Raw genomic sequence first — 13048 nt, forward strand, 5'->3', positions numbered from 1 at the left:
CTTTCAATAAGATCATTTAACAACCAGCTCAAATCTGAAAAATTAGTTTGCAGCACGCATTTTAAGGGCGACATTGACAACAAAACACCTAATTTTCATTAACTTACAAAATGTAGATTATCGTTACCATAAAATACATCTATTGCAGATGTTTATCGCACTCTGTATACATAAGTGACTATAAAATCTTTTAATAACTAAAATTAGTAAAACTTATGCCAAGCAATCACAACATCTTTGGCCACCCTAGAGGCCTATTTCTACTTTTCAGCACAGAGCTATGGGAACGTTTCTCCTACTACGCTATGCGTGCGATTCTTGTTTTGTTCTTAACAGACACAACGATTAACGGCGGATTAGGCTGGTCGACAAAAGACGCGCTTGACCTTTACGGTATCTACACAGGTTTGGTTTACATCACGCCTTTGATCGGTGGTTGGATTGCCGACAACTACCTAGGGCAACGTAAGTCGATTCTTATTGGTGGCGTGTTAATGGCACTTGGCCAGTTTACACTAGCTCTACCAAACGGCTTTATGGGCCTAGACCAAGTAAGTGCACTATACCTAGGTTTAGCGCTGCTTATCAGTGGTAACGGTATGTTTAAGCCAAACATCTCAACGATGGTTGGTGACCTTTACCAAGAAGGTGATAACCGTCGTGATGGCGCATTTACTATTTTCTACATGGGAATCAACTTAGGTGCACTATTAGGTGGTCTTATCTCTGGTGCTGCGGCTGAGTCGTATGGCTGGAAAGCAGGTTTCCTAGCGGCTGGTATCGGTATGGTTATTAGCTTAATCATGCAAATGACCATGGCTCAATCATGGCTAGGTAATATCGGTTCGGTTCCAGCAGCTGCACGCGCAAAAGCTCTGAGTAAGTCGAAAGAGAAAGCACCGCTAACGAAAGAAGAGTTCGATCGACTAAAAGTTATTCTGATCATGGGTCTGTTCGTGATTATTTTCTGGGCGGGCTTTGAACAAGCTGGCGGCCTAATGAACATCTACACTCAACAATATACAGACCGTATGATTGGTGATTTTGAAGTTCCGGCTGCGTGGTTCCAATCTCTAAACCCATTCTTCATCATTACACTTGCACCAATCATTGCTGCATTTTGGGTGAAATTAGGTAAGCGTGAACCGAACTCACCGGTTAAATTTGCGTTGGCTCTGTTCTTCTTAGCGCTTGGCTTCGTCTGCATGATGGGCGCGGTAATGGAGCAAGGTGGTGACCTTACAGTTAAAACCTCTATGCTGTGGTTAGTAGGTGCATTCTTCTTCCACACACTTGGTGAGCTTTGCCTATCTCCTATCGGTCTGTCGTTAGTGACTAAGCTGGCACCACTACGTTTAGCATCACTAATGATGGGGGCATGGTTTGGTTTCAACGCTATTGCAAACTACGTAGCTGGCCTTGTGGGGTCTCATGTAGGTGAGCTAGGCGCGATGGCAATCTTCAGTGGTATTGCGATCACAGCAACAATCAGCGGCATCTTACTGCTTCTTTGTGCTGGTAAGCTTGTGTCATGGATGCACGGCGTAGAGAGCAACATGACGCTAGAGTCTGAACCAAAAGAAGAGCGCACTGCAAAAACTTCTATTGCTTAATAGCTAATATCATTCGATGTCTAAAAGACGTTAGAACACATTCAAAAAAGGGCTGCTTAATGAGCAGCCCTTTTAGTATTTATATAGCTAGTGTTATCGGTGAATCTCTACTAATTCAGCCATCATGTCGATATGCGAATCTCTGTCGTTAAGACACATGATATAGCTAAACTCAGAACCACCAGCGTCAATGAAGGTTTCCTTACACTGATCTGAAATCTCTTCCAGCGTTTCTAAACAGTCCACCGAGAAAGCAGGAGCCATGATATCGATCTTCTTGATCCCTTTGCTTGGCAATGATTCAAGCGTCTCATCGGTATATGGCTTTAACCACTCTTCTCGACCAAATCGAGACTGGTAAGTCATGGTGATATCGTCTGCAGATAAACCAAGCTCCTCGGCTAGCAGCTTAGTTGTCGCTTCACAGTGTTGAGGGTAGATATCCCCTTCATCTGCCAATCGCTTCGGAATACCATGGAAAGAGCAAACCAGATGATCCGCTCGGCCATTTTTCTCCCAGTGGCTACGAACACTCTCAGCCAGTGCTTTGGTGTAACTAGGGTGTGCGTAGTAATCACGGATAAAGCGGTAACTAGGAATAACAGGCATCTGTTTAAAGGCTTTGGTTAAACCATCAGAAACCGCAGCTGTGGTAGTGCCTGAATACTGAGGATACAGAGGCAGTACGATGATCTCTTCAACGCCCTGCTCCATCAGTTGCTCAACGCCCGTTTTCAGGCTTGGATTACCATAAGTCATACCCAGCGCGACAGGCATCTCTAACTTCTTCTGTAGCTTCTCTGCTTGTCTTTGTGAATACACAAGAAGCGGTGAGCCGTCGTCCATCCAAACCGACTGATAAAGCTTGGCTACTTTAGGTGAACGAATCGGTAAAATCACTCCGTGCAATATCGGGCACCATAGCCAGCGTGTTAGATTAACGACTCGCTTATCGTGCAAAAATTCACTCAAAAATCGACGAACGCCAGCTGGGGTCGCAGAATCTGGCGTACCTAAGTTCACCAGTAAAACGCCCTGCTTTTTATTATTTTCCATAGATACCTGAGACCAATATGTAATTTTGTAGAGAGTAATATACTAATCTGCTGAAGTTTAAGATCATTGCTTGTCGCTAAATGTTGAGATAATCATTTGGCGTGACATATAACCAACATCAACTTTCGATTATGAGCGAACTTTTCAAAGCAAATGTGCGTTGAATTGAAGGCCCCTAATTATCTTAGATTGGTATCGTACTAAAAATTGAGACAAAAAAAGCGACCTTTAAGGTCGCTTCCAATATATCAAATTCTAAAACTGGCTGTTAGCCAATTATGCTAGTGCTTTCTCAAGTTCTGCACTAACTTCAGCAACTTGCTTAGTACCGTCAAACTTAAGGTACTGAGTGTTACCAGCTTCAGCTTCTTTACCGTAGTAAGAGATTAGCGGAGCTGTTTGCTCGTGGTACACGCCTAGACGAGCACGAACTGTTTCTTCTTTGTCGTCATCACGTACAACTAGCTCTTCGCCAGTTACGTCATCTTTACCTTCTTCTTTTGGTGGGTTGTACACAGTGTGGTATGTACGGCCTGAAGGAAGGTGAGCACGACGACCAGCCATACGCTCAACAATCACATCGTCAGCTACGTCGAATTCAACAACGTAATCTACAGCGATACCCATTTCTTTTAGGCCATCAGCTTGTGGGATTGTGCGTGGGAAACCATCTAGTAGGAAACCTTTCTCACAGTCATCTTGAGCGATACGCTCTTTGATAAGACCAAGGATAATTTCATCAGAAACTAGCTGACCAGCGTCGATTACTGATTTTGCTTGCTTACCAAGCTCAGTACCCGCTTTGATAGCAGCACGTAGCATGTCACCAGTTGAAATTTGAGGGATACCAAATTTGTTCATGATGAAGTTAGCTTGAGTGCCTTTACCCGCGCCAGGAGCACCTAGAAGAATGATGCGCATGTTTAATCCTCTTATAAAATTATGATTTATACCGAAGCTCACTATCTAACCTTCCTAGTTCATCGGTTAGATAAACAGAAAGCGTTAAGTAACCGTTGAGGTTAAGCAAAACAGCGAAGTAGAAGCAAAACGGTAAGTTTCGGTATAACGTTTAAAAATCATACAGCTGGAATGAATTGGATCCTAATCCAGCTGATTAGGTCGAGCATTCTATCACATTAATATTCAATTTGGCTGAATTTACGACTAAAGAATGCATCGCCTCATTTTGTTGTGACGATAACGGTGACGTCGACCACGTTTAACACACTTTCAACGACGTTCATTAAAAAAGCCCGCATTTGCGAGCTTTTAATTACAATTCGTGGTTTAGCCCAAAGTCGAAAGACTAACGCTTTGTTAGTAGCTCGTTGATTGCACCCAAGAATTGTGACGGATCTTCCATAGAGCCTTTTTCAGCCAGCATCGCTTGACCAAGTAGTAGCTCAACCCAACGGCCGAACGCTTGCTCATCGGCTTCATCAGCCATTTGTTTCACAAGTGCGTGCTCTGGGTTAATTTCAAAGATGTACTTAACTTCAGGTGCAGCTTGGCCTGCCGCTTCAAGAAGCTTCGCCATTTGCGTACCCATTTCGAAATCGTCAGTGACAACAACAGCAGGTGTGGTTGCTAGTTTGAACGTAGTACGGACTTCTTTAACACGATCACCTAGGTAAGATTGAGTGCGGTCAACAACAGACTTAAACTCTTCTTCAGTCTCTTTTTGCTTCTCTTTCTCTTCTTCGCCTTCAAACTTGCTTAGATCTAAGCCAGCCTTTGTGATCGATTGGAACTGTTTGCCGTCGAAATCGGTTAAGTAGTTCATTACGTACTCATCGATGCGATCGTACATCAGCACCACTTCAATACCTTTTGCTTTAAACTGCTCCAAATGCGGGCTGTTTTTAGCTGCTGCGTAGCTATCTGCTGTTAGGTAGTAAATCTTATCTTGGCCTTCCTTCATACGCTCAACGTAAGATGCTAGGCTGATTGTCTGGTCTGCAGAATCAACTTCTGTAGACGCGAAACGAAGAAGACCTGCGATCTTCTCTTTGTTTGCCATGTCTTCCGCTGGGCCTTCTTTCATTACAAGGCCAAACTCTTTCCAGAATTCTAGGTACTTTTCGTTGTCATTTTTCGCCATGCGCTCAAGCATTGTAAGTACACGCTTAGTACATGCACCACGAAGAGACTGAGTAACCTTGTTATCTTGAAGGATTTCACGCGATACGTTCAGTGGTAGATCGTTTGAGTCAATCAGACCGCGTACGAAACGCATGTAAGATGGCATGAACTGCTCTGCGTCATCCATGATGAATACACGCTGTACATAAAGTTTCAAGCCGCTCTTGTGGTCACGGTTCATCATATCCCAAGGTGCTTTTGCTGGGATGTAAAGCAGGCTTGTGTAATCGTTCTTACCTTCAACCTTGTTGTGGCTCCACGTTAGTGGATCAGCAAAGTCGTGAGATACATGTTTGTAAAACTCTTGGTACTCTTCTTTCTCAATGTCTGACTTGTTACGAGTCCAAAGCGCTTGAGCTTTATTAATCTGTTCCCAATGTTTCTCTTCGGTGTCTTTACCTTCGTCATCTTTAACCGCAGTTAAGATAGAAACAGGGATACCAATGTGATCAGAATATTTACCAATCACTTCGCGCAGACGCCATTCATTTAAGAACTCTTTACCGTCTTCACGCATATGAAGAATGATGTCAGTACCACGAGACTCTTTAGTGATGTCTTCGATTGTGTAATCGCCTTCACCTGCAGAGTGCCATTGCACGGCTTCATTGCTTGCAAGACCTGCGGCACGTGTGCGAACCGTTACCGCATCAGCAACGATGAATGCTGAGTAGAAACCAACACCAAATTGACCAATCAATTGAGAGTCTTTGCTTTGGTCTTCAGATAGCTTTGAGAAAAAGTCTGCTGTACCTGATTTAGCAATGGTACCTAAATGTTCAATAACGTTGTCACGGCTCATGCCGATACCGTTATCAGAAATCGTTAACGTATTTGCCTCAGCGTTAAATGACAGTTTTACACCGAGGTCTGCGTCGCCTTGATAAAGTTCGCCGTTTGATAGTGCTTGAAAACGAAGCTTGTCAGCCGCGTCAGATGCGTTAGAGATCAGCTCACGTAGAAAGATTTCTTTATTTGAATACAGTGAGTGAATCATTAGATGAAGTAGTTGTTTTACTTCAGATTGAAAGCCACGAGTCTCTTTATTTTGCGTTGCTGTTTCGCTCATTTTTACTCCAAAACATCTATACTTTATGTTGAAAACTACAGGGGCGGGATACGTAATACCGCTCTGATGTTCATTAACATGAGGATGACAATTGTAAATTCAAGGTCAAAAATCATAAAAACACTGTTTTTTTGATCTGTTTTTATTATCCTTGAGCCTCATAAATATAAAAGAACATAAAAGAAGTCATGATTTGGTGAAGATTTGAATAAATTTCACCTCAGATTTGTCTATTTCGCACTCAAAATAACCCAAAGTAGAAGAATTCAATGAGCAATATCGGCACAAAGTTTATTCTCGCGCAGCGGTTCGTATTCGATCCAAACAGCAACTCACTTGTTGACCAAATGAGCGACGGCGAAGTCGTACGCCTTGGCAGTAATGAAAGCCGCATTCTCCTGATGCTGTCGGAAAGACCCAATGAAGTTATCACTCGTAATGAATTACATGAATATGTTTGGCGTGATCAAGGTTTTGAGGTTGATGACTCAAGCCTAACTCAAGCCGTTTCAACACTACGTAAAATGCTGAAAGATTCAACAAAATCTCCAGAGTTCGTTAAGACTGTGCCTAAACGCGGTTATCAATTTATCGCAACCGTTGAACGCTCAGCGCCACTTTCATCAAACGACCAACCTGCTGCAGTTGAAATTGCCGAAAATGACGTAGAACCAAGCTTAACGTTTGCAACGGCATCTGTGGCGGAAGACGTTGTTTCTGATACTCGCCTGCCAGAGCCTGTATCTAAAGTTCAAGAAACCACCGTTTCCGTTGAGCCGCAGCAAGTACCACCAGCTACAGACACAAAGAACAGTAACAAGTGGTTAATCCTTGGTTTGCTGTTTGCCGCAGTCATGATGCCAATTATGGTGCTCACCTTTACTAATCCAGCGGAATCTGAATTCCGAACATTAGCAGAGGTTGATGGTGTGAAAGTTCAGTCACCAATTAATCATCCAGACCTTACGAGCTGGCTGCCTGCTATTGAGAAGTGTGTACTAAGCTACAACACTAATCACACTGGCATACTGAAACCAACCGAAGTGATTGCGACAGGTGGGCAAACCAACAACCTAGCCCTCAACTACATTCACCCGCAAGAATACTCTAGCGAAAACATTACTCTAAGAATTTATGCAAACCAGTCGGATGTAGACGACATTTGTAAAGGTGGCCAGTAACATGAAATTAAAAGTATCTATTATCTTACTGGTTCTTTCTGCTTTTCTAAGTGGTTGGTTGTATTGGGGTAGTGACGCAAAAGTAGAGCGCCTACTTACCTCACATGAGTGGCAATCAAAAATGGTGACGCTGATCAGTGATACCAAGCAAGCGGATTCAATCGGCCCACTGCGTAGAGTTGAGCTGTCATCAAATGCTAAGTATCTACCGAACGGCACTTATCTGAGAATGTCGGTGGTTAGGCTATACGGCACACAAACCGCACCAGCTAACGTAATCAACATTTCAGAGACGGGTCAGTGGGATATCAACGACAACTACCTACTGGTTTCGCCAACTGAGTTTAAAGATGTAACATCGGCTCAGCGCCAAGACTTCTCTCAAGAGCAACTAGAGCTTATTACTCAAGTAATCAAGATGGATGCAGAGCAAAGTCGTCGCATCGATATTGTTAACCCGAAAGCACTGCTACTGACTAGCTTAAATCACGGTTCTACCGTATTGTTTTCAAACTAACATTGGATAGCTATTTACGACATATCGATGGATGAATACCATTCAACGATAAACCTAACAAGGGGCATGAAGCCCCTTTTTGTTATCTTAAACTCAAGATAAAAACTCTATGGATTGGATAAACTCACTCGCCTTATTCTTTGGCTCATTAACCGCCAACACACTTGCCTCCTTATCAGGTGGCGGTGCTGGGCTTCTACAGTTCCCACTACTCATCTTTCTAGGGCTACCCTTTTCAGTTGCACTGGCTACCCACAAAGTCGCTAGCGTCGCTCTCGGCTTAGGCGCCGCATATACCCATATCAAGGGTGGCACGTTAAGCTGGAGAATTTGTATCTACCTGATTATCGTCGGCAGCATCGGAGTGGTCGTTGGCGCGAATATCGTACTCATGATCCCAGATGCCATTGCACAAAAACTGCTTGGCGCAATGATCTTAGCCCTGGGCGTTTACTCACGCTTAAAGAAACAGCTGGGGCAAGAAGAACAACTTAAAAACCGAGATATGAAAGGCTGGATAGTTGGCGGGATTGGGCTTGCACTCATTGGTATAATTAACGGTTCGCTCACAGCAGGGTCCGGTCTGTTAGTTACCCTATTTCTGGTTCGTTGGTTTGGTTTTACTTATAAACAAGCCGTCGCATTAACCATGATATGTGTCGGTTTGTTCTGGAATGGCATCGGTGGTATTGCCATTGTTCAAGCGGGTGCACCAATATACTGGGTATGGTTACCCATATTACTGCTGAGTTCATTCATTGGTGGGAGCTTAGGCGCTGTTCTGGCAAACCGCTCGAGTAATCAACTCGTCAAAACGGCTTTCGAAATATTGACGTTTGCCGTCGGCATCAAACTATTACTTTAGAATTATCAAGGTTATCTATGAATACAGAGTTAGATCAAAACAACCCTACCGTGGCAAAAGCAACAATAGCGATGCACTACTGCCGTCAATGTAATTGGATGCTTCGCTCAAGTTGGTTGTGTCAGGAGCTGCTTCATACCTTCAGCGAAGAGATTGAACAAGTCAGTTTACACCCAGATACCGGTGGACGATTTGAGATCTTTTGCAATGGGATACAGATATGGGAAAGAAAAGCGGACGGCGGCTTTCCTGAAGCGAAAGTTCTGAAGCAAAGAGTGAGAAACATCATTGCTCCAGACAGAGACCTCGGACACGTGGATTCAAAATAAACCCATGACGGCGAGTTCTATGATTTAAAGCTGGCCGCTAACCAGTACATCGCCGTCAAGGCTGATCACTTTGAAGGTACCATTCTCGTAGATACCATAGCTTGCTGCATGCCCTTCCCGTGGGAACGTCACCGAGCTAGGGTTAAAAATGAAGATGTCATCTTGGTACTCAGCAACTGGGATATGGGTATGGCCATGAGCAATGATATCACCCGCTTTCAGTGCTGGTCGTTTCGTTGTGTTATATAGGTGACCGTGAGTTAAGAAGATACGTTGGCCTGATTCTAGTAACACCCATGAGTAATCCATCATCATTGGGAAAGAGAGCAACATCTGATCGACTTCGCTGTCGCAGTTACCACGGACAGCAATGATCTCTTGGGAGAACTCGTTCAGCTTGTCTGCAACAGCAGGCGGGTTGTAACCCTCTGGAATCGGATTTCTAGGGCCATGATTCAGAATGTCACCCAGTAGGATTAAATATTGGGCACCCGAAGCTTGGTATAGCTCTAATACCTTTTCTGTTGCTGGTAGCGAACCGTGTAGGTCTGAAGCAAAAAATAATTTCACACGTACTTCTCCATAAAATTTATGGGCCTATTGTACGTACCTAACGGCTAAACGTCATCTCTCACCATACCGTTGATAACAATATTATTGTAACTAACCATACCGACAATCTTATTATCACGGACCACAGGAGCGCGGCTAATACCAAAGCGTTCAAACAAGCGTGCACAATACTTCACATTCATTTCGGCAGACACGCTTAACGCGGGCTTAGTCATGATTTCATAAATATTGGTGCGTTCAGGAGAGCGATTTTTGGCTAAGACTTTTTTGGCAATGTCGTTCATCAACACAATCCCGTACTCATCATCTTCATGACGCTTATCCACGATGATCGCTTTTACTTTGTGCTTTTTCGCCATTTCTATAGCCGCTAACACTGTGGTTAAGCCATCAATAATCACATAGGTATTGGCCATTACATCGCCAACCCGGATTTTGTCACTGGTACTCATAGCTCATCCTCCACAACTTTAGTTAATGTCTCGACTTGATGTGCAACCCCAACCGCATCTTCAATATCGATTTGTACTGCTATTCCTTGCCCTGATTCTTGGTCGAACTCGCCAACTTTGCCGATGGTCTCTAAAATGTGTCGTGCTAAGTGCTCTTCAACGACAAACAGCAGCACATCTTTTTGTACCTCAAGCGTCAAACCAAAGAAGGTACGTTTTTGGTTTAGCCCTTGCCCTCTAGCATTATTGATCACGGTAGCCCCCGTCGCGCCTGCATCACGCGCCGCATCGAGCACGATGTCAGTCTTACTCTCTTCAACAAACGCTAAGATCAATTTAAAGCGCATCTTTACTCTCCTTAGAGGTGTGTAAACGGTTTAACCATTGTGTTATCTGGGCATAGCCCATCACTGAAATAATCGGAAATAAGCTAGCAAAAGCGATCAACCCAAAGCCATCGATCACCGGGTTTCTCCCAGGTACGGTAGAGGCAAGTCCAAGACCCAACGCTGTTACCAATGGCACCGTCACCGTCGATGTGGTGACACCACCCGAATCATAAGCCAAAGGCACAATCAGTTTGGGAGCATAAAAGGTTTGGATCACCACAACGACGTAACCAACAATGATGTAATAATGAATAGGGTCACCAGCCACAATCCGATAGCAGCCCAGCGAGATACCGATTGCAACGCCTAATGCCACGGCAATCCTCAGCCCGTTAACACTGATACTGCCACCAGAGACTTGATTCGCTTTAATCGCAACCGCTATTAACGAAGGCTCAGCTATCGTGGTACTAAAGCCGATACAAAATGCAAAAAGATAAACCCAGTAATAATCAAACCATGCCAGGGCTATGCCTGAACTGATTTTAAATTCGGAAAGAAAAGTCGGCTCCGTCAATTGCATCGCCATGGTTTCGCCTAAAGGAAATAAAGCAAGCTCTAGCCCCATCAAGAAAAGAGACAAACCAAGAATGACGTAAAAGAACCCTATCAAGACTTTGGGCAGGTTGTTGACTGGCCTACGTAGCACCGCTAATTGAAAACCAAAGATGATCACCGCAATCGGAATCACATCCATCACAGTGCCGAGAAAGGTGTCGATAAACTGTTGAGCACTGATCATGTCACCACCATTCCATAGACCATGACAAACATCATCGGCAACAGTGAAGCAAACGCGATCAACCCAAAGCCATCAATCATGGGATTACGACCTTTAATAGCCGAGGCCAACCCTACACCTAATGCCGTCACCAAAGGAACAGTGATGGTTGATGTAGTCACGCCGCCAGAGTCATACGCGATCCCGATGATATTTTCGGGTGCAAAAGCAGTGAGCACCACCACTCCGATGTAACCACCGATTATCATGTATTGGATTGGCCAACCTTTTAGGATCCGAAGTACACCAAGCAATATTGCGATACCTACTGACAATGCAACGGTGAAACGCAGGCCGTCGGCGTATTCTTCCATTTCATCATTAGAATTAGGTATTACACCGCCCTCGGCTGCCACTTCTGCTGCTTCTGCCGCCACCGCAGTTAAAGCAGGCTCCGCTATGGTTGTTCCAAAGCCCAGGCAAAAAGCAAAAGTCAGTAACCAGAACACACTTCCTTTGCGGGCAAAAGCTTGAGCCATAGATTCGCCAATCGGGAACAGCCCCATTTCAAGCCCGAAGATAAAGAATGTGAGCCCAAAGACCACCAGCACTAAACCCGCCAAAATAGACAACAGATGCGGAAGCGGCTCTTGCAAAACAGCAAGCTGGAAAAAAGCGATCACCGCAACAATAGGCAATAGATCACGAAGGCTACCTAACATAGCTCGAAACAAAGCTAGCACTGCCGTCATCGCAACTCCCTATAGCCAATAATTACGTTTGATTATCTATCCGTAGTAATCATGGCAAATCCTTATTATTGCTAATGTGATAAACATTACGCAGTTGGTAACATATGCGAGTAAAATCTCTTAACTGTGATAACGATACACATATCTAAACTAATGAATTAAATTTCACTGTTTAACCAATTGTTGGTGCGGCCATTTAGGTATCACACGATTGAAACCAACTGATCGTTATAGTGATTTTTTCGTATTGGTTGGCGACTAAAAACAAGCCATGTCTATAATTATGTTTAATAAGGAGATTGGTATGAAGATATTGTTAACTGGTGGTACTGGATTTATTGGCTCTGAATTGATCAAGAGCTTGAACACTGACGACGTCACATTGCTCACGCGAAACCCTGAAAAAGCGAGACAATGCCTAAGCCACCTGAACCAAAACAACCTTCATTACATCCAATCCCTTGATGAGCTGAATGACCTCAACGATTTTGATGCGGTGATTAACCTCGCAGGTGAACCAATAGCGGACAAACGCTGGAGTGATGAGCAAAAAGAGAGAATCTGTAGCAGCCGCTGGCTGATCACAGAGAAGATCGTCGAACTCATTCAAGCAAGCACAACACCACCTGAAGTCTTTATCAGCGGATCTGCCGTCGGCTACTATGGCGACCAGCAACAACACCCATTTGATGAATCACTGCAAGTCGAAGATGAGAGCTTCCCTCATAAAGTTTGTGCTCACTGGGAAGAAATTGCTAAACGAGCCGAATCAGAGAACACTCGCGTTATCCTATTAAGAACAGGGATTGTTTTGGGTGAAAACGGTGGCGCACTCAAAAAGATGCTGATGCCTTACAAGCTTGGTGTTGGTGGTCCATTAGGGTCAGGTAAACAGTACATGCCCTGGATTCACATGCTCGACATGGTCAGAGCCATCAATCACTTGTTGTCACTCCCCCACGCTCAAGGTGAATTCAACATGTGCGCTCCGCACCCTGTGACCAACAAGCAGTTCAGTAGCACCCTCGCGAAACAATTGCGTCGCCCACATTTCTTATTCACCCCCAAATGGGCGATGTCGCTACTAATGGGCGAGTCGTCCTGCCTACTGTTCGATAGCATTCGTTCCAAGCCTAAGAAGTTAACTGAGATGGGCTTTATATTCAGTTACTCAAGAATCGAGCCTGCATTAAAAAACTTGTTACAACATCAAGACTAATTCTTTACTCTAAGAGCAAAGAAGCTCTTACAAAGGATTAAGTGTGAACAAGTCGATTCTCATCACTGGTTGCTCAACTGGCATTGGCTACACCTGTGCTCACGCACTTCACAAACGCGGCTTTCATGTCATCGCATCTTGCCGCGACCCACAAGACGTTCAACGTC

At 44.2% G+C, this 13048-nt stretch carries 15 protein-coding genes; 7 read left to right on the forward strand and 8 right to left on the reverse strand.

Translation table 11 applies throughout. The features are described from left to right. Window positions 1-215 precede the first annotated feature (215 nt). Window positions 216-1613, forward strand: a complete 1398-nt coding sequence (locus BCT81_RS11225) for a peptide MFS transporter (RefSeq protein WP_102424333.1) — start codon at window positions 216-218, stop codon at window positions 1611-1613. 93 nt (window positions 1614-1706) lie between these two features. Here BCT81_RS11225 and hemH read toward each other — a convergent pair whose 3' ends face one another. The 3 genes from hemH to htpG form a co-directional block, all read right to left on the reverse strand. After that, window positions 1707-2669 carry a ferrochelatase gene (hemH, locus tag BCT81_RS11230; RefSeq protein WP_008223805.1) on the reverse strand — a complete coding sequence of 321 codons (963 nt, stop codon included), beginning with the start codon at window positions 2667-2669 and terminating at the stop codon, window positions 1707-1709. A gap of 276 nt (window positions 2670-2945) precedes the next feature. Further along, window positions 2946-3590: an adenylate kinase gene (adk, locus tag BCT81_RS11235; protein WP_004737884.1), complete on the reverse strand. Its 645-nt coding sequence runs from the start codon at window positions 3588-3590 to the stop codon at window positions 2946-2948. 388 nt (window positions 3591-3978) lie between these two features. Further along, complete coding sequence (gene htpG / locus BCT81_RS11240) at window positions 3979-5883, reverse strand: molecular chaperone HtpG (protein WP_008223802.1); 1905 nt, start codon at window positions 5881-5883, stop codon at window positions 3979-3981. Window positions 5884-6152: 269 nt separating this feature from the next. Between htpG and BCT81_RS11245 the strand changes: the two genes are divergently transcribed. The 4 genes from BCT81_RS11245 (at window position 6153) to BCT81_RS11260 (ending at window position 8775) form a co-directional block, all read left to right on the forward strand. After that, on the forward strand, window positions 6153-7064 hold the full coding sequence (locus tag BCT81_RS11245) for a transcriptional regulator (protein WP_102424335.1): 912 nt from the start codon (window positions 6153-6155) through the stop codon (window positions 7062-7064). 1 nt (window position 7065) lies between these two features. Then, a complete protein-coding gene (locus tag BCT81_RS11250; RefSeq protein WP_102424337.1) occupies window positions 7066-7581 on the forward strand; it encodes a regulatory protein ToxS in 516 nt (171 codons plus the stop codon). Window positions 7582-7690: 109 nt separating this feature from the next. After that, the gene (locus BCT81_RS11255; RefSeq protein WP_102424339.1) at window positions 7691-8446 is read left to right on the forward strand and encodes a sulfite exporter TauE/SafE family protein; all 756 of its coding nucleotides are present in this window, start codon (window positions 7691-7693) and stop codon (window positions 8444-8446) included. A gap of 17 nt (window positions 8447-8463) precedes the next feature. Continuing rightward, a complete protein-coding gene (locus BCT81_RS11260) occupies window positions 8464-8775 on the forward strand; it encodes a SelT/SelW/SelH family protein (RefSeq protein ID WP_198596882.1) in 312 nt (103 codons plus the stop codon). Between the two features lie 24 nt (window positions 8776-8799). Here BCT81_RS11260 and yfcE read toward each other — a convergent pair whose 3' ends face one another. The 5 genes from yfcE to BCT81_RS11285 are packed head-to-tail and all read right to left on the reverse strand — an operon-like array spanning window position 8800 to window position 11662. Beyond that, a complete protein-coding gene (gene yfcE / locus BCT81_RS11265; RefSeq protein ID WP_102424341.1) occupies window positions 8800-9345 on the reverse strand; it encodes a phosphodiesterase in 546 nt (181 codons plus the stop codon). A 47-nt stretch (window positions 9346-9392) separates the two neighbouring features. Next, on the reverse strand, window positions 9393-9800 hold the full coding sequence (locus BCT81_RS11270; RefSeq protein ID WP_061034174.1) for a CBS domain-containing protein: 408 nt from the start codon (window positions 9798-9800) through the stop codon (window positions 9393-9395). Next, window positions 9797-10147, reverse strand: coding sequence for a P-II family nitrogen regulator (locus tag BCT81_RS11275; protein ID WP_102424343.1), 351 nt, complete (start codon window positions 10145-10147; stop codon window positions 9797-9799). Before BCT81_RS11275 ends, BCT81_RS11270 begins: the two co-directional genes overlap by 4 nt. After that, window positions 10137-10931: a DUF1538 domain-containing protein gene (locus tag BCT81_RS11280; RefSeq protein ID WP_102424345.1), complete on the reverse strand. Its 795-nt coding sequence runs from the start codon at window positions 10929-10931 to the stop codon at window positions 10137-10139. Before BCT81_RS11280 ends, BCT81_RS11275 begins: the two co-directional genes overlap by 11 nt. Then, window positions 10928-11662, reverse strand: coding sequence for a DUF1538 domain-containing protein (locus BCT81_RS11285; RefSeq protein WP_061034175.1), 735 nt, complete (start codon window positions 11660-11662; stop codon window positions 10928-10930). Before BCT81_RS11285 ends, BCT81_RS11280 begins: the two co-directional genes overlap by 4 nt. Window positions 11663-11966: 304 nt before the next feature. On the opposite strand from BCT81_RS11285, the gene BCT81_RS11290 reads away from it, so the two are divergent. Beyond that, a complete protein-coding gene (locus BCT81_RS11290) occupies window positions 11967-12881 on the forward strand; it encodes a TIGR01777 family oxidoreductase (RefSeq protein WP_102424347.1) in 915 nt (304 codons plus the stop codon). 43 nt (window positions 12882-12924) lie between these two features. Then, on the forward strand, window positions 12925-13048 hold a 124-nt coding region (locus BCT81_RS11295; RefSeq protein ID WP_133152605.1), incomplete at its 3' end, for an SDR family NAD(P)-dependent oxidoreductase.

It is taken from the genome of Vibrio sp. 10N.261.52.A1 (assembly GCF_002876325.1).
GTDB lineage: Bacteria > Pseudomonadota > Gammaproteobacteria > Enterobacterales > Vibrionaceae > Vibrio > Vibrio chagasii.